Source organism: Chryseobacterium sp. CG10_8 (genome assembly GCF_058117085.1).
This window is the reverse complement of record NZ_JBYVEB010000005.1, coordinates 20,719-42,498: the sequence shown is the minus strand read 5'-3', so window position 1 is coordinate 42,498 and position 21,780 is coordinate 20,719. Positions and strand designations below refer to the sequence as shown.

33 protein-coding genes are annotated in these 21,780 nt (G+C 35.2%); 30 read left to right on the top strand and 3 right to left on the bottom strand.

The window, feature by feature from the left end; genetic code table 11:
- Positions 1-29 precede the first annotated feature (29 nt).
- The 4 genes from AC4AGG_RS01960 (at position 30) to AC4AGG_RS01945 (ending at position 3,407) form a co-directional block, all read left to right on the top strand.
- Positions 30-1,505, top strand: coding sequence for a DUF5687 family protein (locus AC4AGG_RS01960; protein ID WP_489770294.1), 1,476 nt, complete (start codon positions 30-32; stop codon positions 1,503-1,505).
- 47 nt (positions 1,506-1,552) lie between these two features.
- Positions 1,553-2,260 carry an ABC transporter ATP-binding protein gene (locus AC4AGG_RS01955; protein ID WP_489770293.1) on the top strand — a complete coding sequence of 236 codons (708 nt, stop codon included), beginning with the start codon at positions 1,553-1,555 and terminating at the stop codon, positions 2,258-2,260.
- Positions 2,261-2,459: 199 nt separating this feature from the next.
- On the top strand, positions 2,460-2,714 hold the full coding sequence (locus tag AC4AGG_RS01950) for a hypothetical protein (RefSeq protein WP_489770292.1): 255 nt from the start codon (positions 2,460-2,462) through the stop codon (positions 2,712-2,714).
- An 18-nt stretch (positions 2,715-2,732) separates the two neighbouring features.
- Complete coding sequence (locus tag AC4AGG_RS01945) at positions 2,733-3,407, top strand: hypothetical protein (RefSeq protein WP_489770291.1); 675 nt, start codon at positions 2,733-2,735, stop codon at positions 3,405-3,407.
- A 154-nt stretch (positions 3,408-3,561) separates the two neighbouring features.
- On the opposite strand, the gene AC4AGG_RS01940 is transcribed toward AC4AGG_RS01945, so the two are convergent.
- The 3 genes from AC4AGG_RS01940 to AC4AGG_RS01930 form a co-directional block, all read right to left on the bottom strand.
- Positions 3,562-4,932: an OprO/OprP family phosphate-selective porin gene (locus AC4AGG_RS01940; protein WP_489770290.1), complete on the bottom strand. Its 1,371-nt coding sequence runs from the start codon at positions 4,930-4,932 to the stop codon at positions 3,562-3,564.
- Between the two features lie 311 nt (positions 4,933-5,243).
- A complete protein-coding gene (locus AC4AGG_RS01935) occupies positions 5,244-7,172 on the bottom strand; it encodes a DUF3858 domain-containing protein (protein ID WP_489770289.1) in 1,929 nt (642 codons plus the stop codon).
- Between the two features lie 10 nt (positions 7,173-7,182).
- Positions 7,183-9,105, bottom strand: a complete 1,923-nt coding sequence (locus AC4AGG_RS01930; protein ID WP_489770288.1) for a DUF3857 domain-containing protein — start codon at positions 9,103-9,105, stop codon at positions 7,183-7,185.
- A 317-nt stretch (positions 9,106-9,422) separates the two neighbouring features.
- Here AC4AGG_RS01930 and rplC point away from each other — a divergent pair, with 317 nt between their 5' ends.
- The 26 genes from rplC (at position 9,423) to rpsD (ending at position 21,770) form a co-directional block, all read left to right on the top strand.
- Positions 9,423-10,049 (top strand): 50S ribosomal protein L3, encoded by a 627-nt coding sequence (gene rplC, locus AC4AGG_RS01925; RefSeq protein WP_489770287.1) that lies wholly within the window; start codon positions 9,423-9,425, stop codon positions 10,047-10,049.
- Entirely contained in the window at positions 10,040-10,669 is a 630-nt protein-coding gene (gene rplD, locus AC4AGG_RS01920) for a 50S ribosomal protein L4 (RefSeq protein ID WP_489770286.1), read from the top strand. The genes rplC and rplD overlap by 10 nt, the downstream gene beginning before the upstream one ends.
- Before the next feature lie 3 nt (positions 10,670-10,672).
- Positions 10,673-10,960, top strand: coding sequence for a 50S ribosomal protein L23 (gene rplW, locus AC4AGG_RS01915; RefSeq protein ID WP_489770285.1), 288 nt, complete (start codon positions 10,673-10,675; stop codon positions 10,958-10,960).
- An 82-nt stretch (positions 10,961-11,042) separates the two neighbouring features.
- Complete coding sequence (gene rplB, locus AC4AGG_RS01910; protein ID WP_489770284.1) at positions 11,043-11,864, top strand: 50S ribosomal protein L2; 822 nt, start codon at positions 11,043-11,045, stop codon at positions 11,862-11,864.
- 2 nt (positions 11,865-11,866) lie between these two features.
- Complete coding sequence (gene rpsS, locus AC4AGG_RS01905; RefSeq protein WP_489770283.1) at positions 11,867-12,145, top strand: 30S ribosomal protein S19; 279 nt, start codon at positions 11,867-11,869, stop codon at positions 12,143-12,145.
- A gap of 2 nt (positions 12,146-12,147) precedes the next feature.
- Positions 12,148-12,546 carry a 50S ribosomal protein L22 gene (gene rplV, locus AC4AGG_RS01900; protein WP_489770282.1) on the top strand — a complete coding sequence of 133 codons (399 nt, stop codon included), beginning with the start codon at positions 12,148-12,150 and terminating at the stop codon, positions 12,544-12,546.
- A 7-nt stretch (positions 12,547-12,553) separates the two neighbouring features.
- Positions 12,554-13,282, top strand: coding sequence for a 30S ribosomal protein S3 (rpsC, locus tag AC4AGG_RS01895; RefSeq protein ID WP_489770281.1), 729 nt, complete (start codon positions 12,554-12,556; stop codon positions 13,280-13,282).
- Positions 13,283-13,377: 95 nt separating this feature from the next.
- The gene (rplP, locus tag AC4AGG_RS01890; protein WP_489770280.1) at positions 13,378-13,803 is read left to right on the top strand and encodes a 50S ribosomal protein L16; all 426 of its coding nucleotides are present in this window, start codon (positions 13,378-13,380) and stop codon (positions 13,801-13,803) included.
- Positions 13,804-13,814: 11 nt separating this feature from the next.
- A complete protein-coding gene (rpmC, locus tag AC4AGG_RS01885; RefSeq protein WP_489770279.1) occupies positions 13,815-14,003 on the top strand; it encodes a 50S ribosomal protein L29 in 189 nt (62 codons plus the stop codon).
- Between the two features lie 11 nt (positions 14,004-14,014).
- A complete protein-coding gene (rpsQ, locus tag AC4AGG_RS01880) occupies positions 14,015-14,269 on the top strand; it encodes a 30S ribosomal protein S17 (RefSeq protein ID WP_489770278.1) in 255 nt (84 codons plus the stop codon).
- The gene (rplN, locus tag AC4AGG_RS01875) at positions 14,269-14,637 is read left to right on the top strand and encodes a 50S ribosomal protein L14 (RefSeq protein ID WP_489770277.1); all 369 of its coding nucleotides are present in this window, start codon (positions 14,269-14,271) and stop codon (positions 14,635-14,637) included. The genes rpsQ and rplN overlap by 1 nt, the downstream gene beginning before the upstream one ends.
- Positions 14,638-14,654: 17 nt before the next feature.
- On the top strand, positions 14,655-14,975 hold the full coding sequence (gene rplX, locus AC4AGG_RS01870; RefSeq protein WP_489770276.1) for a 50S ribosomal protein L24: 321 nt from the start codon (positions 14,655-14,657) through the stop codon (positions 14,973-14,975).
- An 11-nt stretch (positions 14,976-14,986) separates the two neighbouring features.
- Complete coding sequence (rplE, locus tag AC4AGG_RS01865) at positions 14,987-15,538, top strand: 50S ribosomal protein L5 (RefSeq protein WP_489770275.1); 552 nt, start codon at positions 14,987-14,989, stop codon at positions 15,536-15,538.
- Positions 15,539-15,541: 3 nt separating this feature from the next.
- Positions 15,542-15,811, top strand: coding sequence for a 30S ribosomal protein S14 (rpsN, locus tag AC4AGG_RS01860; protein ID WP_489770274.1), 270 nt, complete (start codon positions 15,542-15,544; stop codon positions 15,809-15,811).
- Between the two features lie 149 nt (positions 15,812-15,960).
- The gene (gene rpsH, locus AC4AGG_RS01855) at positions 15,961-16,359 is read left to right on the top strand and encodes a 30S ribosomal protein S8 (RefSeq protein ID WP_489770273.1); all 399 of its coding nucleotides are present in this window, start codon (positions 15,961-15,963) and stop codon (positions 16,357-16,359) included.
- 19 nt (positions 16,360-16,378) lie between these two features.
- Entirely contained in the window at positions 16,379-16,924 is a 546-nt protein-coding gene (rplF, locus tag AC4AGG_RS01850) for a 50S ribosomal protein L6 (protein ID WP_489770272.1), read from the top strand.
- Positions 16,925-16,941: 17 nt separating this feature from the next.
- On the top strand, positions 16,942-17,295 hold the full coding sequence (gene rplR, locus AC4AGG_RS01845; RefSeq protein WP_489770271.1) for a 50S ribosomal protein L18: 354 nt from the start codon (positions 16,942-16,944) through the stop codon (positions 17,293-17,295).
- 21 nt (positions 17,296-17,316) lie between these two features.
- The gene (gene rpsE, locus AC4AGG_RS01840) at positions 17,317-17,838 is read left to right on the top strand and encodes a 30S ribosomal protein S5 (RefSeq protein WP_489770270.1); all 522 of its coding nucleotides are present in this window, start codon (positions 17,317-17,319) and stop codon (positions 17,836-17,838) included.
- An 18-nt stretch (positions 17,839-17,856) separates the two neighbouring features.
- The gene (gene rpmD, locus AC4AGG_RS01835) at positions 17,857-18,036 is read left to right on the top strand and encodes a 50S ribosomal protein L30 (RefSeq protein WP_489770269.1); all 180 of its coding nucleotides are present in this window, start codon (positions 17,857-17,859) and stop codon (positions 18,034-18,036) included.
- A gap of 12 nt (positions 18,037-18,048) precedes the next feature.
- Positions 18,049-18,498, top strand: coding sequence for a 50S ribosomal protein L15 (rplO, locus tag AC4AGG_RS01830; protein WP_489770268.1), 450 nt, complete (start codon positions 18,049-18,051; stop codon positions 18,496-18,498).
- 8 nt (positions 18,499-18,506) lie between these two features.
- Entirely contained in the window at positions 18,507-19,892 is a 1,386-nt protein-coding gene (secY, locus tag AC4AGG_RS01825; protein WP_489770267.1) for a preprotein translocase subunit SecY, read from the top strand.
- A 7-nt stretch (positions 19,893-19,899) separates the two neighbouring features.
- Positions 19,900-20,115 carry a translation initiation factor IF-1 gene (infA, locus tag AC4AGG_RS01820; protein WP_489770266.1) on the top strand — a complete coding sequence of 72 codons (216 nt, stop codon included), beginning with the start codon at positions 19,900-19,902 and terminating at the stop codon, positions 20,113-20,115.
- Between the two features lie 40 nt (positions 20,116-20,155).
- A complete protein-coding gene (gene rpmJ, locus AC4AGG_RS01815; protein WP_370897394.1) occupies positions 20,156-20,272 on the top strand; it encodes a 50S ribosomal protein L36 in 117 nt (38 codons plus the stop codon).
- A gap of 9 nt (positions 20,273-20,281) precedes the next feature.
- Complete coding sequence (gene rpsM / locus AC4AGG_RS01810) at positions 20,282-20,659, top strand: 30S ribosomal protein S13 (RefSeq protein WP_489770265.1); 378 nt, start codon at positions 20,282-20,284, stop codon at positions 20,657-20,659.
- A gap of 12 nt (positions 20,660-20,671) precedes the next feature.
- Positions 20,672-21,061, top strand: a complete 390-nt coding sequence (gene rpsK / locus AC4AGG_RS01805) for a 30S ribosomal protein S11 (RefSeq protein WP_489770264.1) — start codon at positions 20,672-20,674, stop codon at positions 21,059-21,061.
- Between the two features lie 100 nt (positions 21,062-21,161).
- Complete coding sequence (rpsD, locus tag AC4AGG_RS01800; protein ID WP_489770263.1) at positions 21,162-21,770, top strand: 30S ribosomal protein S4; 609 nt, start codon at positions 21,162-21,164, stop codon at positions 21,768-21,770.
- Positions 21,771-21,780 lie beyond the last annotated feature (10 nt).

Here is a 21,780-nt window from a genome sequence, read left to right as displayed (position 1 = left end):
GCTTTTTCACTAATAATAAAAAAACAATAATGTTCTTAGAGTTTATTAGTTTAGAAATCAAGAGTCTTTTCCGAAGTCCAAATCTCGCAGCCAGTTTGATATCCAAGATTGGGATGTTCTTTTTGGTACTTTATTTTTCTATCGCTTTAATTGGCGGAGCCTTTGGACTGTATTATTATGCAAAAGAAGAGGGTGGAGGTAATCCAATTGCCGTTTTCGCGAGCATTTTTATTATTTATTGGGTCGTGGATCTTATTCTTAAGTACTTTTTGCAACAACTTCCCACTAACAACATCAAACCCTTGATGACGCTTAATGTGACAAAAAATACGATTACCAAATACACAATGGGAAAGATTTTGTCCTCTTTTTTCAGTTGGGCTTTTCTGTTGTTTATGATTCCGTTTACTATTTTGTTATTAGTTGATGGAGGTTATAGTGTAGCTTCGGTGCTGATTTTTTCGCTGTCTTGCATCTTGATTCTTTTTATCAACACCTTTATCAATACCATTATCAACAAAAGCGATAGCATTTCTTATATCGTTTTTGGGGTGATTTCGGTGGTGTCATTGTTGCATTATTATGATATTGTCAATGTAATGGATATCTCTCAAGCAATTTTTTATCCCTTGTTTGAGCGTCCTTTTTTGGTGTTGATTCCGATAATTTTATTTGCGGTTATTGGATACTTTACCTTTGACTTTATTAAAGAAAATCTTTACCTAGATAAAGGTCTAGAAGTGAAGACAGCCATTGGTAAAAGTGAAAATATTCAGTTTCTTAATCGATTCGGGACCATCGGGACGTTTATCAATAATGATATCAAACTAATCAAGAGAAACAAAGCCGCAAGAGGAGCTTTAATTGGAGGTGTCCTATTCTTATTTTATGGATTGTTGTTTTACAGTGGAGGAGGATATCAATTCTCGGGAATGCAGATTTTCTTGGGAATAATGGTTACTGGGGGAATGAACATTGTTTTTGGTCAAAGAGTTCCTGCTTGGGATAGTTCTTATTATCCATTGATGATGACGCAGCGAGTACCTTACAAAGAATACCTGAAAGCCAAATGGGCATTGTCCGTTATAGTTATTGCTATTTCGATGGTTGTATCTATTTTTTATGCTTTTGTGGTCAGTTGGGAATTTTACTTGACTATTTTGGCGGGTGGAATTTATAATTTAGGTGTTAACTCTTATTTAACCCTAGTTTCAGGAGCGTATAATAAAACGGCGATCGATCTTAATTCAACAGCGAAAACTTTTTCTGGAGGGCAAAATAATTTCAACTTCAAAACACTTCTGTTGGTTATTCCGCAGATGGTAGTTCCGATGGCAGTCTTTGGTGGAGTTAACTATTTCTTTGGTCTTGAAGCGGCGGTGTTCGCGATTGGAATATTAGGTCTTATTGGTTTTATGCTTCGAGATAAGATATTCGATCAAATCGTAAAAATTTACAAAACAGAAAAGTACTCTACGATTGAAGCATTCAAAAAGAAAAGCTAAAAACCGGGAGTCTTAAGTATTTATTTAAAATTTAAAGAAAAAATCACATGATAAGCGTTAATAATATTTCAAAAAAATATGGGACTGCAGAAGTTCTTAATATTCAGCATCTCGAGATTTCAAAAGGAGAAACATTTGGTTTAGTTGGTAATAATGGGGCAGGGAAGACCACTCTTTTTAGTCTTTTGTTAGATTTAATTAAAGCGAGTTCTGGTTATATTAGTATTGATGGGATACGAGTAGATCAGTCAGAAGCTTGGAAGAGCAAAGTTTCGGCCTTTATTGACGAGTCCTTTTTGATTGGATATTTGACACCTGAGGAATATTTTTATTTTCTTGGGGAATTGAGGGGTCAGAACAAGGCTACCGTTGACGAATTCTTGAAACAGTTCGAAGATCTATTTAACGGTGAAATTATTAATGCCAAAAAGTACATCAGGGACCTTTCCAAAGGGAATATGAAGAAGGTAGGGATTGTTGGAGCGTTGATTGGTCATCCAGAAATTATTGTTTTGGATGAGCCTTTTGCCAATCTTGACCCTTCGACTCAGATCAAATTAAAAAACCTTATCAAACGATGGTCGCAAGATGCTAACGTCACGTTTTTGATTTCGAGTCACGACCTATCACATACAACTGAAGTGTGTAATAGAATCGTTGTCCTAGAAAAAGGAAAGTTGGTACAAGATATCCAAACCAGTCCAGAAACTCTTAAGGATCTCGAAAATTACTTTGCGGAGCAAGTAGGAATGTAGGATTGAATATTATTATACTGATAAAAGTAATGTCTTTTTTATGTTTTTTTTTAATTTTTCACTTAACATAATAAAATAAATTTTAATTATTACTTAAAAATGTTGCATAATTTTAATTTTAATTTTAATTTTAATTTTAATTTTAATTTAGTCTTACTAATTTAAAAAAATATGTTTTATGAAAAAATTTTTGTTTTTATTGTTACTTTTTAGCAGTGCGTCAATAATTAATGCTAAATTATGTACAAAGGGATGTGTTAGTAGTTCTAATGGTGTTGCATATGGATATGCATGGAATGTTTCAGCTGGTACTCAATGTAGCGTTTCCAGTGCGATTGGTCATGATGTATATTGGTGTGAGGTTATGCCAGATTATAATAACACAGGAGTAGGTAACGTGATAATTGGTCAAGGAGTATTTGAAAATTATCAAAGCGGGATGGCTTGTTCTTAAACTTAAAAAATTAGAAAAATGAAAAATTACACTATTTTGTTATTATCCTTTTTTGTCACTTTTTTTACAAGTTGTAGTGATGAAAATAGCGCAAGTGTTGGACAGAAAGACGACCAAGCAACAATTAACTCTAATGCAAGAGCTAGTAGTTCTGGAGGATCCTCAGTAGTAGATTTTAGTAAAACAAATTATCAAGGGCAATTGCCATATTTGAATGGTAATCAAGATGATATTGATCAATTTAGAATTGATAATGAGTTGGATAAAAAGATTGCGGATGCGCAATATGGCTGGGAGTATTTTGATAAACTATATAATGTTAATCTTAATGTTACGCAAAAACAATATTTAGCATATATTATTTTGTCAAAAAAAGATTTATTGAGTGATTTTAATTCTAATCAAGATCAAATTAAAGCAGAGGCTATTCTGAAGTACACTAGTATCTTAGTAGATTCAAATTATATGGGATACTGTTTGCTTTATAACTGTTTAGAGACCCTTAAAAATCAAAATATGGTGTCAGTAAATATTGCGTCTCTTAAACAAAGTATCATAAATTATGATAGTAATGCACAATTTCTTAGCGGTGCTATAAGCCGTCTCTCTAATAATACAGATGCACATAGTTTAGAATTGTTAGATAAATTTAGAGAAAATTTAGATTACCTAACAGAAATTCAAAGTTTATGACGATATCCTCATCTCAAAGTCTCCTGACTTTGTACTGAAGAACAATATTCCGAGGTCGTAAGGCTTCGGATTTTTTTTTTTTTTGATTAAGTTCTTGATTTTTGTAATATTACTCGAAAATTACTTTGCGGAGCAAGTAGGAATGTAATTTCTTTTAAATCGAAATATCCCATTGTAATCTGAAGCGCCATCCTTCATTTTTTGGAAGACTTGCTTCGAAAAAATCGAAATAAGAAATCTCCGCAGTTAATTTATTGCGATGTTCTTTGAAAAACCAATTGAACGCAAAAGTAGTTTCTCTTTCAAAATTGTGAGTTATCTCTTTATTTGGTCGATATTCGGCAAATCTTGTTGCAAATTCTAGATTTTTTGGAATCCAATTTATGATACCATGGAAAAAGTATCCCGCTTGTAAATAGTAACCTCTCATTGTAGTCGTGGCCTTATTATCAAGATAGTCTTTAACTTGTTTGTGGTGCCATTCGGATTGCCAAGAAAAACCTTTGTACATCAACGCAGATTCAATATTGTATTGATTCACGCGATATTGACCCGGATTATCTGAATGAAAACCTTCAAGACTTCCACCTCCAGACTGAGAAAATCTTGTATAAGGACTTCGATTGGTTACTACTGCGATGGCAATTCGAGCTGATGGTTTTTCATGAAATTCTAAATCACTTCCAGAAAACTCTAATTCGTCTCCCAGGAAATTCCATTGAAATCTACCGAAGTACATTAGGTTGTGATCATCATTTTTACTATTACCCATGCCTGTGCCAGTAAGCACTGCTAAAGTATAATTAAAGTTAGCCAAGCCTTTTCTGGCAATTTGGCCATAGATTTCTAAACCTTGTTGACGGTCTATTGTAAAGGGACGGTTAATAATGGATCGTTCAGCTGTTTGCTGTTGCCCACTGCTAATCATCCTTTCCTGAGAATATTCGATTTTCCATTGTCCAACTTTGAAACTAAGCCATTTCCATTTTTCAATCATCAATCGAAAATCTAGCAGATTAGATTGTCCGAGTTCATATTCCCAGTAATATTTGAGCCAAGGTTGAAATGCATGACCACCTACTTTAAGACGTGCGCGATTGATTTTGAAATCTGGTTCGCCTTTAGAATCTACTTCATCATAGGTGACTGGATCTTGATCGAAAGGAGCAGAAACTCTAAATTGTAAGCGACTCTGAATCTGAAGCAAAAAGTTGTTGTCACGCGTTTGAAATTCAAAACCTTTGTTTCCGTATCGTGCAATAACTTGTTTGGTAGAATCTACTTCGTTAATAAGTAATGGAGAAATAGTAGGCTTTGGTGCGTTGACTTTTTTGTTGCTGATAGAATCTTGTTTTTGTTCTTTTTTCTCGATGGCATTTGTTTGCCCTTCTGAGGGTTTTCCTGTTTCGTCATCTGAAAAGGAATCGATCTTGGCTGTCGTTGATGAACTTGTTAGATTAGGATTTTGGGCTGACCAGAAGTTATACCATAGAAATAGTAATAAAATAGCGTAGCTTTTTTTCATTATCAAATTGTGTTTCAGAAAGAAGAATCTAATCTTCCGTATTTTTTTGCAAAGGTAAAGAATAAGTTTTCCCAGATACTATAATCACTCTAGTTTGATTACAATGAAATAACATGATTTTTGACGGAGTAGAATTGAACACTCAGATAAAGGTCTGATATACATAGTTTTTGAAATCTTGCGAAAAAAGTGGTAGATGGATAAGTTTTTGAATTGTGGAACAAAACGTGACAGAAACCTCTCAAGTATAACTTAAAAATAAGAAAAGACACTTGGGGAAGTGTCTTTTCTTGTTACTATTGGTTGCAATTCTACTTTTTCTCGAAAATGACATACAATTTGTTGAAGTCAGCCGCTGCGTTAATCACCTTTTGGTAATCTGTGTAAGAAGAAATAGGGTAGGTTAATTCCAAATACACTTCCTGATTGGTAATGATTATTTGGTTTTTATCGATTTTGTAATCTGTGTTGAAGTAAGCTGCTTTTTTTCCATTAAGCGTCACTTCGTAGTTGTTTTTCATCTTTTCTAGATTTTTCACATTGTATCCATCAGGTACATTAATAGTGATGGTTCTTGTGTATTTATGTTTAAAAGGGATTTCCACAGGTAATACACGTTCTCCTGTTTGATACATTTCCACTTGTGGACCGATGAGTTCTCCGAACTTGAATAGGATCTTATCACCCATTTTTTGTACAAGATTGCTTCCTACGTATTTAATATCCATAATAAAAGGTTTCACTCCAGAATATTGGAAACCACTATTGATAAAATCCACTGTTGCATTGCTCGCAAATCCAGTGTAATTTTTTGCAATATCTAACTTAACATTACCAAACTGTTCTTTCGGGATTACATCTTCAAGCCCTTGAAAATTTGCAGAGGAAACTCCGTCATAGCTTAAGATGGTATGGATTTCGGGTTCAGTTATGTTTTTAGAAAAATCGACTGTTATTTCGTGGGTTTCGTTAGAAACGGGATTTGCAGGGATTAATTTGATCTGATAAGATTTAGGCTGGTCTTTGTTTACGAAGACTCCATAGTTGCCAGCGTTGTTTTCTGAATATAATGGATATCTATGACTAAAGGATTTTACACTTAGATACTTATCATATTTAGGAAAGTATAAGAGGATATCATCCATAAACGCAAAATTTTCGTAAGTAGGATCTACTTTTATCTTAAATCTATCTGAGGTGAAAACGGTTTGAAATTCTATGTCGTTTAGTGAGTAGAGATGACTTAGTACCTTAAGATATCCTGCGTCTCCAGCAACTTTTTGGGTAAAAATCTCTTCTAGATTCTGACCGTTTCCATATCGTTCTTCATATCCAATATTCTTTTTGACATAATCCTCTATAATGCGAATGTTATCTTCCTGATTTTTGGTTAAAGGTATTTTGGAATTAAAATTTTTGACAAGTTTTTCTTCGCTTTTTTCCAGTTCCTTGAACGAAATTTCTCTAACTGACTCACTAAACAAGTCGTAACCAAATAAGTTTTTCTTTCCAGAACTCTTGTTTTCCGAAAGCTTGAAAAGAAGAATGGCTTGATTAGCATCAGGGTTAGCGTATTTTTCCTCTGGCAAACCAGCAAGATTGGTCAACCTTACTTTGTTATTGGTGTAATTTCCCTGAGAAGTGGTAGATATTGGAGAATTGCTGTTAAGTAGTTTCAGATCATATACAAGATAGCTAGGATGGATGATTTCAGCAACTGATTCTTTGATAGGATAAGAGCCCTGAAGTCTCATATACATCCCAGTAAAGTTAGGGTCTTCTTTCTTTACCAGCAGCTGTTCTAAAACTGAACCTTTTGTCAGTCCATCGAGTGCAAAATATTTGTACGTTCTACCTGTTTCTTCATCTTCGGCTTCCTTAATATTACGTTCTGTTACTTCGGTTGTACTCCCGTCGGGAAAGGTAATTCTAAGCTTGTTGGTGATAATCTCTTTAGTATCTCCTGCACTAATATATATTTTGTTGTTTCTTTCAACAGCTTCATCACTATTGATAAATACTTTTTTATGTAATAAGCTATATTCTTCGTTTTGATTTTGAGTACCATTCACCAATTCCTTGATCTCATAACGGAGAAGATTGATTTCGGATTGTTTTTTTTCTTCTTCTGTCGGTGAGTAAGCTTTCGGGTTGGTTTCCCATTGATATTCTTTGATCCTATTTTGAGAAAGCGCTAATGCACTTATTAGGAGGCAAGTTGTTACAAGTCTAATTTTCATATTGAATTTTTTATTTTTTTACGATGGAGACAGATTCGTCATAGTTGGCTTTAAGCCTTTTGATAGCTTCATTATACTGAGCGAATTCTGATTTTTTAGTAATTAATTGTAGAGATTTCACCTTGTAATTAAGAACAATAGCGTCTGGTTTTACAGTGTATTGTACATCGAATTGTAATAGACCATTTTGAAACGAATCATTTTTCGGAATAAATCCAGCTTTGTATCCTTGAGGAATTTCCAAGGTTACAGAATAGTTTTTTTCAAAAGTGAAGTCTTTTTCGATGTCGTTTTCTCTCGTTTTATCAATGGTGGTATTTTCCAAAGGCTTGTCCAAAAATAAGTTTACAAAGATTTCTTCTCCAAAAGCAACAGAGTAATCATCAAGGTTGAAGTCGTAGCCTACGACGAGAGGTAAGTCTCGGTTATCTTTGTTTTTGACATCAAAATGATGGAGGATAAACTTGTTACTGCCCTTTTGTAGCAACCCTCTTGCGATAGAAAGCTCGTCGTTACCATGTTTGTCTCCGAAGGAGTTGATAACTTTGTCTCTATTGTATCCGTTGAAGTTAGCAATGGATTTTCCGCTTAGAGTACTTTTGTCAACTTTGAGGATAATGTTTTCAGAAATTTTGTTAACACTACCATCTAAGACGGGAACTTTTACAATTTTATAAGTTTCACCCAAGCCAATGAGAGCTTCTTTTCCTTGTATAAAGGAGGTTGGTATACCATAAGGAGTTACTGAGCTTGTAGCATCTAAGAAGATCAATTGATTCTTAGCGTTTTGATAGCTACAAATCATGTGGTCATCAACAATCATTGTTGGGATGTCATAATAGCTGAAGGGCTTTTCTCTACTTCCAATCCAGGTGTAATATGCATTTTGAATACCAGCTTCTTTCAGCATCTGATACAATATACTTGTCATGTCTTTGCAATCACCGTATTTTCTTTTATAGACATCAGTTGCATTTCTAGGGATGAATCCATCGTAGCCTTCTTCAAAGGAAATGTACTTTATATTATCCTTCACCCAATAATAGATTGCTTTTACTTTTTCTTCTTCAGTTTTTTTTCCTGCAATGATTTCATTAACTTTAGCTTTAAGGCTTGGATCTGCGGTCTTATTGACATCTTTGAGGTAATTTTTGTAAACATTATAAAGTCCTCCAATATCATTAAGGACATTAATTTTTTTGTTGTTGATTGTATAGCTTTTAATGTAAAGTTCGACGTAAGGAATAATAGACATGGGAGCGATCATGTCTTCCTCTGCTTTGAAAGGAAAAAGTTCTGTGCCCTTCCATTTATATATGGTCTTGTCGCCTTTGGTCTCTGAAGAAAACTGGATGTTCTTATTCTGTGAGTTGAAAAGTTTGTATCCTAGTTCGACGTTTTTGTCTACAGTCACTTCTAGTATAGCTTGCTCAATTGGGTATCCTTCAAAGAAGGAAAATCCACTCATCAGATTGGGATCTGTGTAAGCAGTCTGATAACTGAGTTCTTTCTTAGATCCTAATTCTAGATTAGGGTAGTAGAACTCAATTTGTTTGTTATCATCGTGAAAATTTCTTTCCGATATGTACGCTTTTTGGCTAAAGTCAGTAACAGGGATTTTGGCGTATGACTTCTTTTCTGGATTAAGGGTAGAAGCAGTTACGTTTTCAACTTTTCTGAAATTAGAAAAGTGGATGCTCTCTCTGTTTCTAATCTTGCCCAAATCCTGAAGCACGATGGACTCCTCTTGTCTTTGAGAAACAATACTTAGTTTGTTGTCAATTAGATCGATATTGTATTGTGCCTTGATGAGGGTATAAGCAATTGGATAATCTTTGTACTTGTTCTTGTATTTATCAAAATCATCTTTTGGTGTTTGCGAAAACAGAATACAGTAGCTAACCAAACAGATGATACTCAAAATTCTCTTCATTTAAGATCTATTAGAATGAAACAATGTGTTTTTGTTGTAAAAATAAAGTATAAAGATAAAATAATATTTCTTCTCAGGAAGTAACATGGTTTTCATTATTTGCATCTAGGTCACATTTTTTTGCAAAGAAGGATCGCTAAAGAAGAGATTTTTTAAATTATTAATTATTTTTAAAATATATTTTGCTGATTTAGAAAATATTCCTACATTTGCACACTCATTTTAAGGGTGACGTATGCCTATTTCAAACTTAGAGATTACGTGAACCGTTTAAAATGAAGCATTTAACAAGATAAATTTTATAGCAATTATAAACAATGTCAGGAATTATTGGAAAAAAAATCGGGATGACTTCCCTGTTTGACGAGAATGGAAAAAACATTCCATGTACCGTTATTCAGGCTGGGCCATGTTCGGTTTTACAGGTCAGAACCATTGAAAACGACGGTTATAAGTCCGTGCAGTTAGGTTTCGATGACAAGAGTGAAAAAAACGTTGGAAAAGCGTTAGCTGGTCATTTTAAAAAGGCTGGTTCTGCTCCAAAAGCTAAAATTGTAGAATTCTATCATGAGTTCGTTGATACATTAAGCATCGGAGATGAAGTAAAAGTTAACTTATTTAACGAAGGCGAATTTGTGGATGTAACAGGTACTTCTAAAGGAAAAGGTTTCCAAGGGGTAGTTAAGAGACACAACTTCGGTGGAGTTATGCAAGCTACTCACGGTCAGCATAACCGTCTTAGAGCTCCAGGTTCTATCGGTGCTGGATCGGATCCATCAAGAGTATTCAAAGGAATGAGAATGGCTGGAAGAATGGGTGGTGAGCAAGTAACTGTTCAGAATTTGCAAGTATTAAAAGTAGATCAAGAACAAAATCTTTTAGTAGTAAAAGGTGCTGTTCCGGGAGCTAAAAATTCTTATGTAATTATCAGAAAATGGAACTAGTAGTATACAATACATCAGGAAAAGAAACCGGAAGAAAAGTAAGTTTGGACGAGTCTGTATTTGGAATCGAGCCTAACCAGCATGCGGTTTACTTAGAAGTGAAACAATACCTTGCTGCACAAAGACAAGGGACTCATAAAGCAAAAGAAAGAAGCGAAATCACCGGTTCTACCAAAAAGTTGAAAAAACAAAAAGGTAGTGGATCTGCAAGATATGGTGATATCAAATCTCCTACATTCAAAGGTGGAGGTAGAGTATTTGGTCCAAAACCAAGAGACTACCGTTTCAAGTTGAATAAAGCTTTGAAAAGATTAGCTAAAAAATCTGCTCTTTCTCAAAAAATGAAAGACAACCAGATTAAAGTTTTAGAAGATATGTCAATGAACGCTCCTAAAACCAAAGATTTCATTACAGTATTGAACGCTTTGGCTCTTAACGGGAAAAAATCTTTGTTCATTCTTCCAGAAGCTAACAAAAATGTGTATCTCTCTTCAAGAAATTTACCAAAAACTAGCGTTAAGAATTTCAACGAGATTTCTTCTTACGACTTAGTTAATGCTGGTGAAATTATCTTCTTCGAGGGAGCAGTAGAAAAATTTCAAGAAAACTTAAAGAAATAAATCATGTCAGTAATCATCAAACCGGTTATTTCAGAAAAAGCAAATTACCTTACTGATTTAAGAGGAACTTATTCTTTCTTAGTAAATACTAAAGCGAATAAAATCCAAATTAAAAATGCAGTAGAAGCAGCTTATGGCGTGAAGGTAGCGGATGTAAATACCATGATTTACGCTCCTAAAGTTTCTGAAAAGTATACCAAAAAAGGACTTCAAGTTGGTAAAACCAACAAACTGAAAAAAGCTGTTGTGAAACTTGCCGAAGGGGAAGTAATCGACATCTTTGCAGTATAAAATTAGTGATGGGCGCTAAGCAACAAGCTTAACGCCTATTGCATATAGCTTAATAAAATATAAATAATTATAAACAATAGTAATGTCTGTTAGAAAATTAAAACCTATCACCCCGGGACAGAGATTCAGAATTGTAAACAATTTTGAGGAAATTACTACCAACAAACCAGAGAAATCTCTAACAGTTGGTATTAAAAAGTCAGGTGGACGTAACCAAACTGGTAAAATGACCATGCGTTACACCGGAGGTGGACACAAAAAGAAATACAGAATTATAGACTTCAAAAGAAACAAGTTCAATGTTGAAGCAGAAGTTAAAACTGTAGAGTACGATCCAAACCGAACCGCTTTTATTGCATTACTTGAGTACACAGACGGAGAGAAGAGATACATCATCGCTCCTAACGGAATCAAAGTAGGACAAAAAGTAGTTTCAGCTGAATCAGCAGAACCAGAAGTTGGTAATGCAATGAAATTGAAAAATATTCCTTTAGGAACTGTGATTTCTTGCATCGAGATGAGACCTGGACAAGGAGCTATTCTCGCAAGAAGTGCAGGATCTTCAGCACAATTAACTTCAAGAGACGGAAAATTTGCAATCGTTAAGTTGCCTTCTGGAGAATCAAGAATGATCCTTACAGAATGTATCGCAATGATTGGATCAGTTTCTAACTCAGATCACCAATTGACAGTATCTGGTAAAGCAGGTAGAAGCAGATGGTTGGGTAGAAGACCAAGAACAAGAGCTGTAGTAATGAACCCAGTTGATCACCCTATGGGAGGTGGTGAAGGACGTTCTTCAGGAGGTCACCCAAGATCAAGAAACGGTAAACCAGCTAAAGGTTACAAAACTAGAAAGAAAAACAAAGCGTCTAACCGATACATTATATCTAAAAGAAAATAATTATGGCAAGATCACTTAAAAAAGGACCTTTTATTCATTATTCTTTAGATAAAAAGGTTCAGGCAAACGTAGAATCCGGTAAGAAAACCGTAATCAAAACTTGGTCTAGAGCATCTATGATTTCTCCAGACTTCGTAGGACAAACTATCGCTGTACACAACGGGAAAACTTTTATCCCAGTTTATGTTACAGAAAACATGGTAGGTCACAAGTTAGGCGAATTCTCTCCAACAAGATCTTTCAGAGGTCACGGTGGTAACAAAAATAAAGGAAGTAGATAATTATGGGATCAAGAAAAAGAAATAGCAGTATTGCAAGAAAAGAGGCTGACAAAGATGTTGTATCAGCTAAATTAAACAACTGTCCTTCTTCTCCTAGAAAAATGAGACTTGTTGCTGACATTATTCGTGGAGAAAATGTAGACAAAGCACTTTATATTTTGAAGTTTTCTAAGAAAGATGCTTCTAACAAATTAGAGAAACTTTTACTTTCTGCTATGGCTAATTGGCAAAGCAAAAACGAAGGAGCTGATATCGAAGAGGCTAATCTAATTGTTAAAGAAATCTTTGTAGATAGCGCTAGACAATTAAAAAGATTAAGACCAGCACCGCAAGGTAGAGGATACAGAATCCGTAAAAGATCTAATCACGTTACATTAATCTTAGGTAATAAAGAAAATTAATCAAGGTATGGGACAGAAGACAAATCCAATAGGAAATAGATTAGGAATCATCAGAGGATGGGATTCTAATTGGTACGGAGGAAGTGATTATGGAGACAGAATCGCTGAGGACTACAAAATCAGAAGATACCTTGAAGCTAGATTATCAAAAGCAGGAGTTTCTAGAATCTATATCGAAAGAACTCTTAAATTGGTAACAGTTACAATTACTACCGCAAGACCAGGATTAATTATCGGAAAAGGAGGTCAAGAAGTAGACAAATTGAAAGAAGAATTGAAGAAGTTGACTGGAAAAGACGTACAGATCAATATCTTCGAAATCAAAAGACCAGAATTAGACGCAATCCTTGTTGCTGAAAATATCGCAAGACAAATCGAAAACCGTATCTCATACAGAAGAGCAGTAAAGATGGCTATTGCAAGTACCATGAGAATGGGAGCAGAAGGAATCAAAGTACAAATTTCTGGACGTTTGAACGGAGCAGAAATGGCAAGAAGCGAGTCTTTCAAAGAAGGAAGAATCCCATTGTCAACTTTCCGTGCAGACATCGATTATCATATCGCAGAAGCACACACTACATACGGAAGATTAGGAGTTAAAGTATGGATCATGAAGGGAGAAGTATATGGAAGAAGAGACCTTGTTCCATTAGTAGCTCAACAAAAGAAATCTTCAGGTGGAGGTAACAGAGGCGATAATAGAGAAAGAAAACCAAGAAGAAATAACAATAACTAAAATTTTAGATTGGAAATTTTGAATTTTAAATTACCGTTACTTTTTTAAAATAGAAAAATCTAAAATCTAAGATCTAAAATCTAAAATTTAAAGAAATGTTACAACCAAAAAGAACCAAATTCCGCCGTGTTCATAAAATGAAGATGAAGGGAAATGCGCAAAGAGGAAATCAATTAGCGTATGGAACTTTCGGAATCAAAGCGATGGAAGGAGCTTGGATCACTGCAAGACAAATCGAAGCAGCTCGTATCGCTGCAACGAGATATATGAAAAGAGAAGGTCAACTTTGGATCAAGATCTTTCCAGACAAGCCTATTACTAAGAAACCAGCCGAAGTAAGGATGGGTAAAGGTAAAGGAGCCGTAGAATATTGGGTAGCTGTTGTTAAGCCTGGTAAAATTATGTTTGAAATCGGAGGAGTTCCTTATGAGGTAGCTAAAGAAGCACTTCGTTTAGCCGCTCAGAAACTTCCAGTAGTAACTAAGTTTGTTGTATCAAACGATTTTGTAAAACCTGAATAATTTTTGAAACTATGAAAAGTGCAGATATCAAAAACCTAACAGTAGGTGATTTACAAAATAAATTAGCTGAAGTTAAAGCTGAATACACAAAACTTAAGCTTGCTCACAAAATCAGTCCAATCGAAAATCCAATCCAAATTAGAGATGTGAGAAAGACGATTGCGAGACTTCAAACAGAATTAACCGCTAAACAACAATAATTCATTTTACTATGGACAGAAATTTAAGAAAAGAAAGAATTGGTGTTGTTTCCAGCAATAAAATGGAAAAAACTATTGTTGTAAGCGAGACCACCAAGATCAAGCATCCAATGTATGGTAAGTTCGTTTTGAAAACGAAAAAATATACCGCACACGACGAGAACAATGAGTGCAACGAAGGGGATACAGTTCTTATCCAAGAAACAAGACCTTTGAGCAAAAATAAAAGATGGAGATTAGTACGAATCATTGAAAAAGCTAAGTAATGTTACAAACCGAATCAAGATTAAAAGTAGCTGATAATACCGGTGCAAAAGAAGTATTGGTAATCAGAGTTCTAGGAGGAACTAGAAGAAGATATGCTTCAGTTGGTGATAAAATCGTAGTAACTATCAAAGATTCTACACCATCTGGTAACGCTAAGAAAGGACAAGTTTCTAAAGCGGTTGTTGTGAGAACTAAGAAAGCAGTTAGAAGAAAAGACGGATCATATATCTCTTTTGACGATAACGCATGCGTATTGCTTAATACAGCAGGTGAGATGAGAGGTACACGTGTTTTCGGACCTGTTGCTCGTGAGTTGAGAGATAAAGAGTACATGAAGATCATTTCATTAGCTCCTGAAGTACTTTAATATTTAAAAATAAGAAAATGTCAAAGTTAAAACTAAAAAGAGGAGATAACGTAATCGTTACTACCGGAAAAAATAAAGGTAGCAAAGGAGAAATCCTTGAAGTGATTAAGAAAGAAGGACAAGATGCTAAGGTTTTGGTAGCTGGTGTTAATGTTGTTAAAAAACACATGAAGCCATCCGCTCAGAATCCTCAAGGAAGCATCGTAGAAAAAGAAGCTCCAGTTAATATTTCCAATGTAGCTATTCTTGATAAGAATGGTAAGCCGACAAAAATCGGTTTCAAAGTGGAAGGAGATAAAAAAGTAAGAGTAGCTAAAACTACTGGTGAAACTCTATAATCGAAACAACAATGGAATACATCGCAAGACCCAAGAAATTATATAAAGAGAAAATTGTACCTGCGTTAATGGAAGAGTTTGGTTACAAATCCGTTATGCAAGTACCAAAATTGCAGAAGATTGTTGTGAGTCAAGGTTTAGGTGACGCTACTGCAGATAAGAAGATTATCGACTATGCTGTAGAAGAACTTACTGCTATCACTGGACAAAAAGCTGTTGGTACAATTTCTAAGAAAGACGAAGCGGCTTTCAAACTAAGAAAAGGAATGCCAGTTGGTGCTAAAGTAACTCTTCGTGCTGATAAAATGTACGAATTTTTGGACAGACTAACTTCGTCTGCATTACCAAGAATTAGAGATTTTAATGGTATTAAGCCGGACGGTTTTGATGGAAGAGGTAATTACAACTTAGGGATTACAGAACAAATCATTTTCCCAGAGATCGTAATCGACAAAGTGAAAAAAATCCAAGGGATGGACATCACTTTTGTAACTTCTGCTCAGACAGACAAAGAAGCAAAAGCATTATTAACTCACTTCGGTTTACCATTCAAAAAGAACTAAGAAATGGCTAAAGAATCAATGAAAGCGCGTGAGCGCAAAAGAGAAGCATTAGTAAAAAAATATGCTGATAAAAGAAAAGCTTTAAAAGAAGCTGGAGACTATGATGCTCTTCAAAAATTACCAAAAAATGCATCTCCAGTAAGACTACACAACAGATGTAAGCTTACAGGTAGGCCAAGAGGTTACATGAGAGTATTCGGGATTTCCAGAGTAACTTTCAGAGAAATGGCTAACAACGGTCTTATCCCTGGAGTTAAAAAAGCAAGTTGGTAACAATTTTTAAGAAATCTAGGTAATCAAGTTGAGTAATAGATTTTAAGATATCAGATTTCAGTCCTCAGAATTTTTTTCTGACTCTGACATCTGATTTCTGACATCTTGATCAAAACTGATTATCATTAACCAATAATTTAAAACAAAAAATGGTAACAGATCCAATTTCAGATTATCTTACGAGAGTAAGAAATGCACAGATGGCAGGTCACAAGATTGTTGACATTCCTGCATCTAAAATCAAAAAAGAGATTACGAAGATCCTTTTCGAACAAGGGTACATCCTCAACTACAAGTTCGAGGATAGCGCTGTTCAAGGGAACATCAAAATCGCTTTGAAATATGACAAAAAAACCAGCAAACCGGCTATCAAGTCTATCCAAAGAGCTTCTAAGCCAGGTTTAAGAAAATATGCTGGTTCTACAGAACTTCCAAGAGTATTAAATGGATTAGGTGTAGCGATCATCTCAACTTCAAAAGGTGTGATGACAGACAAGAAGGCTAGAGAAGAAAAAGTAGGTGGTGAAGTAATCTGCTACGTTTATTAATCTTTTAAAAAAAGAAAAAATGTCAAGAATAGGTAAAGCAATTATATCAATCCCTGCTGGAGTTACAATCACTGAAGCTGAAGGTGTAGTAACAGTAAAAGGTCCAAAAGGGGAACTTTCTCAAGTACTTACAGCTGGTATTACTTTAGAACAAAACGAAGGAGAACTTACAGTTAACAGACCTTCTGATTCTAAACAGCACAAAGCACTTCACGGTCTATACAGAGCACTTATCAATAATATGATAGTTGGTACTACCGAAGGATTTACTAAGAAATTAGAATTAGTCGGAGTTGGTTACAGAGCATCTAATGCAGGTCAAAAATTAGAATTGGCTTTAGGATTTTCTCACGGTATCGTGTTAGAGCTTCCTCAAGAAATTGCAGTAGAAACACTTACTGAAAAAGGTAAGAACCCAATCATCACGCTTTCATCTCACGATAAGCAACTTTTGGGAATGGTAACTGCAAAAATCAGATCTTTCAGAAAACCTGAACCTTACAAAGGAAAAGGAATTAGATTTGTTGGTGAAATCATTAGAAGAAAAGCTGGTAAATCTGCATAATTTAATATTCAAAAGAAATGGGACTAAATAAATTAGAAAAAAGAAATAGAATAAAAAGAAGAGTTAGAGGAAAAATCTCTGGCTCTGCAGAATTTCCAAGATTATCTGTCTATAAAAGCAACAAAGAAATTTATGCTCAATTGATCGATGATAAAACTGGTACTACATTAGCATCTGCTTCTTCCAGAGGGAAAGAAGTTAACGCTAAAGGAACAAAAACAGAAGTTTCTGCTGCTGTTGGTAAAGCAGTTGCTGAAAAAGCAAAAGCTGCTGGTATTGAGCAAGTAGTATTTGACAGAAACGGATTTGTATATCACGGAAGAGTTAAAGCTTTAGCTGATGGAGCTAGAGAAGGTGGACTTAAATTCTAATCATTAAAAATTTCGGAAATTATGTTAGGACTAGATAATATAGAAAAAGTAAAACCGGGAGGATTAGAATTAGTAGATCGTCTCGTAGCTGTTAATAGAGTAACCAAAGTAACCAAAGGTGGTAGAGCTTTCGGATTTTCTGCTATTGTTGTAGTAGGAGACGAAAAAGGAACTATCGGTTATGGATTAGGAAAGTCTAAAGAAGTAGCTTCTGCAATCGCTAAGGCGGTAGAAGATGCTAAGAAAAATTTAGTAAAAGTTCCTGTAATGAACCATACTATTCCTCACCAAACTTCAGCAAGATATGGTGGAGCAGATATCTTTTTGAGACCTGCTTCTCATGGTACTGGATTGATCGCCGGAGGTGCTGTAAGAGCGGTTTTGGAATCAGCTGGTATCCATGACATTCTTGCAAAATCTAAAGGATCATCTAACCCTCACAATGTGGTAAAGGCAACTTTCAAAGCATTGTTGGATATCAGAAGACCAGAAGAAATCGCTAGAATGAGAGGTATTACGTTAGAAAAAGTATTCAAAGGTTAATCTTAAAAATTTTGTAAAATGGCAACAATTAAAGTAAAACAAGTTAAAAGTGCTATCGGAAGAACAAAAAACCAAAAGAGAACCCTTGAAGCTTTAGGTTTAAAAAAACTAAACCAAGTAGTAGAGCATGAAGCAACTGCTTCTATCCTTGGAATGGTAGCTAATGTAAGACACTTAGTAGAAGTACAGGAAAACTAAAAATTTAGACAAATGAACTTAAATAATATTAAGCCAGCTAGCGGTTCTACACACAATTCTAAAAGAATCGGAAGAGGACAAGGTAGCGGTAAAGGAGGAACCTCCACAAAAGGACATAAAGGTCAGAAGGCAAGAGCTGGATATTCTCAGAAAATCGGTTTCGAAGGTGGACAGATGCCTTTGCAAAGAAGATTGCCGAAGTTTGGTTTCAACAATGTTAATCGTAAAGATTATAGAGGAATCAATCTTGATACAATTCAGAACTTAATTGATACTAAGTCTGTTAAAGGTGACATCACTTTTGACGTATTAGTAGAAAACGGATTAGCTTCTAAAAATGATTTGGTAAAAATCATGGGTAGAGGAGAATTGAAAGCTGGTGTTTCTGTTTCAGGACACAAATTCACAAAATCTGCTCAGGAGTTGATTGAAAAGGCTGGAGGTAAAGCAATTACTTTATAAATTGTACGATGAAAGAATTTATACAAACGTTAAAAAATATTTGGAATCTAAAAGAACTAAGAGATAAAATTCTCTTTACCTTGGGAATTATCCTCGTGTATAGATTCGCCTCATACATCTCTTTGCCTGCAATTAATTTGGCAGAAGTTGGAGATCTTTTAGATCACTATAACAAACAAGGTGGTGGTAACAATCAAGGAGCTGGTCTCCTTGGATTGTTATCGTCATTTACGGGAGGAGCTTTTAGCCAAGCTTCCATTATGGCCTTAGGAATTATGCCTTACATCTCAGCATCTATTATTGTGCAGTTGATGGGGATGGCAATTCCATATTTGCAAAAATTGCAAAAAGATGGCGAGTCCGGAAGAAATACACTTAATCAGATTACAAGATGGCTTACCATTGGAGTATGTTTAGTTCAAGCACCTTCATATTTGACATCTATAACACAAGTGTTTTTACCTTACGGACAGTTTCAGCAAGCGTATTTGATTGATCCAGCTTCCATTATGTTTTGGTTGCCAAGTATCATCATGTTGTGTGCTGGGTCTATTTTTGCAATGTGGTTAGGAGAGAAGATTACTGACAAAGGAATAGGAAATGGTATTTCCATTCTTATTATGGTTGGTATCTTAGCTGGTTTACCGCAAAAATTTGTTCAAGAATATGTAACTCAAACTGGTGAAACAGGTGGAGGTACGTTAATGATCCTTATCGAAGTATTGATGTGGATGGTCGTAGTATTACTATCTGTAGTTCTTTCTGTAGCTGTAAGAAAAGTACCGATCCAGTATGTAAGTAGAGCTCAAGCAAGAGGAGGTAACAACAGAAGCTTAATGCAAGGAGCACGTCAGTGGATTCCTTTGAAGGTTAATGCTGCTGGTGTTATGCCAATTATCTTTGCTCAAGCGTTAATGTTTCTTCCAGGATTATTAACAAAAGTGGATAACGAGAATTCGTTTTTCGCTGGATTTCAGGATATGTTTAGTTGGCAGTACAATTTGTTGTTTGCATTGTTGATTATCATCTTTACATTTTTCTATACGGCGATTACAATTCCAGTTAACCAAATGGCAGATGATCTTAAGAGAAATGGTGGATTGATTCCTAAGGTAAGACCTGGGAAAGATACTGCTGATTATCTGGATGATATTTTATCAAAAATAACTTTGCCAGGTTCAATATTTTTGGCTACTTTTGCAATCCTTCCGGCACTAGTGTTCGGATGGTTGGTTCAGACACAAGGATTTGCCCTATTTTTCGGGGGTACATCGCTTTTGATTATGGTTGGGGTAACCCTTGATACCATTCAGCAGATAAATACTTATTTGCTTAATCATCATTATGATGGCTTGATGCAGTCAAAATTGTCGAGAACTTCAAACAACTTTTAGGAAGTAAATGGCTAAACAGAAACATATAGAACAAGACGGTGTTATTGTAGAAGCACTTTCCAATGCAATGTTTAGGGTTGAGTTAGAGAATGGTCACATTCTTATCGCCCACATTTCTGGGAAAATGCGTATGCACTACATCAAACTTTTGCCAGGTGATAAGGTGAGATTAGAAATGTCACCTTATGACCTTAGCAAAGGTAGAATAACTTTTAGATACTAATTTTTAACGTGAGACAGGGGTCTTACATAAAAGAAAAAAGATGAAAGTAAGAGCATCAATCAAAAAAAGAAGTGCTGATTGCAAAATCGTACGCAGAAGAGGTGTACTGTTTGTAATCAACAAAAAGAACCCAAAATTTAAACAAAGACAAGGTTAAAATTAAATTATGGCGAGAATTTCAGGTATTGATTTACCAAAAAACAAAAGAGGTGTTATCGGCCTAACCTACATCTACGGAATCGGAAAAAGTACCGCTTCTGAAATTTTAAAAAATGCCGGTATCAGCGAAGACAAGAAAGTCAACGAATGGAATGACGATGAATTGGCTGCAATTAGATCTTTTATCCAAGAAAACATCAAAGTTGAAGGAGAATTAAGATCAGAAGTGCAATTGAACATCAAGCGATTGATGGACATAGGATGCCAACGAGGAATACGTCACAGACTTGGATTACCTTTAAGAGGCCAAAGAACGAAGAATAACTCTAGAACTCGAAAAGGAAAGAGAAAAACTGTTGCTAATAAGAAAAAAGCAAGTAAATAATCGTTAAGAATTATGGCAAAGCAAACTAAGACAACAAAGAAAAGAAAAGTAAAAGTAGAAGCGATTGGGGAAGCTCATATCCAAGCTACTTTTAACAATATTATTATATCGCTTACCAATAAGAACGGTGAGGTGATCTCTTGGTCATCTGCTGGTAAAATGGGATTCCGTGGTTCCAAAAAGAACACTCCTTTTGCTGCTCAAATGGCTGCAGAAAATTGTTCTTCGGTAGCTCACGAAGCTGGATTGAGGAGAGTAAAGGTATTCGTGAAAGGTCCTGGAGCAGGTAGAGAATCTGCAATCAGAACTATTCACAATTCTGGAATCGAAGTTAGTGAAATCGTTGATGTGACTCCTATGCCACACAATGGTTGTAGACCTCCAAAAAGAAGAAGAGTATAACACACGAATTTGAAATTGGATGTTAGAAATTTGTAACCTTTATTTAGTAAATACTTCAAATTTCGAATCTCGAATCTCGAATCTCAAATCTTAAAACATTATGGCAAGATATATAGGACCAAAAACTAAAATTGCTCGTAAATTCGGTGCTGCAATTTACGGAAGTGATAAAAACTTCGAAAGAAGAAAAAATCAACCGCCGGGACAACATGGACCCAACAAAAGAAGAGGAGCAAAAAAATCTGAATACGCAGTTCAGTTAGCTGAAAAGCAAAAAGCAAAATATACTTACGGAATTCTTGAAAGACAATTCGCTAACCTATTCGACAAAGCTCATAGAAGCAAAGGAGTAACAGGTGAAGTATTATTGCAACTTTGCGAATCTAGATTGGATAACGTAGTATATAGATTAGGTTATGCAAAAACAAGAGCTGGGGCTAGACAATTGGTTTCTCACCGTCACATTACTGTTAACGGAGAAATCGTTAATATTCCTTCTTACCTTTTAAAAGCAGGAGACGTTATAGCTGTTAGAGAAAAGTCAAAATCATTGGAAGTAATCGCAGATTCTTTAGCTTCTAAAGTTAACTATGAGTGGTTACAGTTCAATGACGAGAAGAAGGAGGGGACTTTCATTTCCGCACCGGAAAGAATCCAAATCCCTGAAGACATCAAGGAACAATTGATCGTCGAACTTTACTCTAAATAATAACAAAATT

Excerpts from the sequence above, each read along its gene's own strand:
- AC4AGG_RS01960 (WP_489770294.1), top strand. The coding sequence starts at position 30 with ATGTTCTTAGAGTTTATTAGTTTAGAAATCAAGAGTCTTTTCCGAAGT.
- AC4AGG_RS01955 (WP_489770293.1), top strand. The coding sequence starts at position 1,553 with ATGATAAGCGTTAATAATATTTCAAAAAAATATGGGACTGCAGAAGTT.
- AC4AGG_RS01945 (WP_489770291.1), top strand. The coding sequence starts at position 2,733 with ATGAAAAATTACACTATTTTGTTATTATCCTTTTTTGTCACTTTTTTT.
- AC4AGG_RS01940 (WP_489770290.1), bottom strand. The coding sequence starts at position 4,932 with ATGAAAAAAAGCTACGCTATTTTATTACTATTTCTATGGTATAACTTC.
- AC4AGG_RS01935 (WP_489770289.1), bottom strand. The coding sequence starts at position 7,172 with ATGAAAATTAGACTTGTAACAACTTGCCTCCTAATAAGTGCATTAGCG.
- AC4AGG_RS01930 (WP_489770288.1), bottom strand. The coding sequence starts at position 9,105 with ATGAAGAGAATTTTGAGTATCATCTGTTTGGTTAGCTACTGTATTCTG.
- rplC (WP_489770287.1), top strand. The coding sequence starts at position 9,423 with ATGTCAGGAATTATTGGAAAAAAAATCGGGATGACTTCCCTGTTTGAC.
- rplD (WP_489770286.1), top strand. The coding sequence starts at position 10,040 with ATGGAACTAGTAGTATACAATACATCAGGAAAAGAAACCGGAAGAAAA.
- rplW (WP_489770285.1), top strand. The coding sequence starts at position 10,673 with ATGTCAGTAATCATCAAACCGGTTATTTCAGAAAAAGCAAATTACCTT.
- rplB (WP_489770284.1), top strand. The coding sequence starts at position 11,043 with ATGTCTGTTAGAAAATTAAAACCTATCACCCCGGGACAGAGATTCAGA.
- rpsS (WP_489770283.1), top strand. The coding sequence starts at position 11,867 with ATGGCAAGATCACTTAAAAAAGGACCTTTTATTCATTATTCTTTAGAT.
- rplV (WP_489770282.1), top strand. The coding sequence starts at position 12,148 with ATGGGATCAAGAAAAAGAAATAGCAGTATTGCAAGAAAAGAGGCTGAC.
- rpsC (WP_489770281.1), top strand. The coding sequence starts at position 12,554 with ATGGGACAGAAGACAAATCCAATAGGAAATAGATTAGGAATCATCAGA.
- rplP (WP_489770280.1), top strand. The coding sequence starts at position 13,378 with ATGTTACAACCAAAAAGAACCAAATTCCGCCGTGTTCATAAAATGAAG.
- rpmC (WP_489770279.1), top strand. The coding sequence starts at position 13,815 with ATGAAAAGTGCAGATATCAAAAACCTAACAGTAGGTGATTTACAAAAT.
- rpsQ (WP_489770278.1), top strand. The coding sequence starts at position 14,015 with ATGGACAGAAATTTAAGAAAAGAAAGAATTGGTGTTGTTTCCAGCAAT.
- rplN (WP_489770277.1), top strand. The coding sequence starts at position 14,269 with ATGTTACAAACCGAATCAAGATTAAAAGTAGCTGATAATACCGGTGCA.
- rplX (WP_489770276.1), top strand. The coding sequence starts at position 14,655 with ATGTCAAAGTTAAAACTAAAAAGAGGAGATAACGTAATCGTTACTACC.
- rplE (WP_489770275.1), top strand. The coding sequence starts at position 14,987 with ATGGAATACATCGCAAGACCCAAGAAATTATATAAAGAGAAAATTGTA.
- rpsN (WP_489770274.1), top strand. The coding sequence starts at position 15,542 with ATGGCTAAAGAATCAATGAAAGCGCGTGAGCGCAAAAGAGAAGCATTA.
- rpsH (WP_489770273.1), top strand. The coding sequence starts at position 15,961 with ATGGTAACAGATCCAATTTCAGATTATCTTACGAGAGTAAGAAATGCA.
- rplF (WP_489770272.1), top strand. The coding sequence starts at position 16,379 with ATGTCAAGAATAGGTAAAGCAATTATATCAATCCCTGCTGGAGTTACA.
- rplR (WP_489770271.1), top strand. The coding sequence starts at position 16,942 with ATGGGACTAAATAAATTAGAAAAAAGAAATAGAATAAAAAGAAGAGTT.
- rpsE (WP_489770270.1), top strand. The coding sequence starts at position 17,317 with ATGTTAGGACTAGATAATATAGAAAAAGTAAAACCGGGAGGATTAGAA.
- rpmD (WP_489770269.1), top strand. The coding sequence starts at position 17,857 with ATGGCAACAATTAAAGTAAAACAAGTTAAAAGTGCTATCGGAAGAACA.
- rplO (WP_489770268.1), top strand. The coding sequence starts at position 18,049 with ATGAACTTAAATAATATTAAGCCAGCTAGCGGTTCTACACACAATTCT.
- secY (WP_489770267.1), top strand. The coding sequence starts at position 18,507 with ATGAAAGAATTTATACAAACGTTAAAAAATATTTGGAATCTAAAAGAA.
- infA (WP_489770266.1), top strand. The coding sequence starts at position 19,900 with ATGGCTAAACAGAAACATATAGAACAAGACGGTGTTATTGTAGAAGCA.
- rpmJ (WP_370897394.1), top strand. The coding sequence starts at position 20,156 with ATGAAAGTAAGAGCATCAATCAAAAAAAGAAGTGCTGATTGCAAAATC.
- rpsM (WP_489770265.1), top strand. The coding sequence starts at position 20,282 with ATGGCGAGAATTTCAGGTATTGATTTACCAAAAAACAAAAGAGGTGTT.
- rpsK (WP_489770264.1), top strand. The coding sequence starts at position 20,672 with ATGGCAAAGCAAACTAAGACAACAAAGAAAAGAAAAGTAAAAGTAGAA.
- rpsD (WP_489770263.1), top strand. The coding sequence starts at position 21,162 with ATGGCAAGATATATAGGACCAAAAACTAAAATTGCTCGTAAATTCGGT.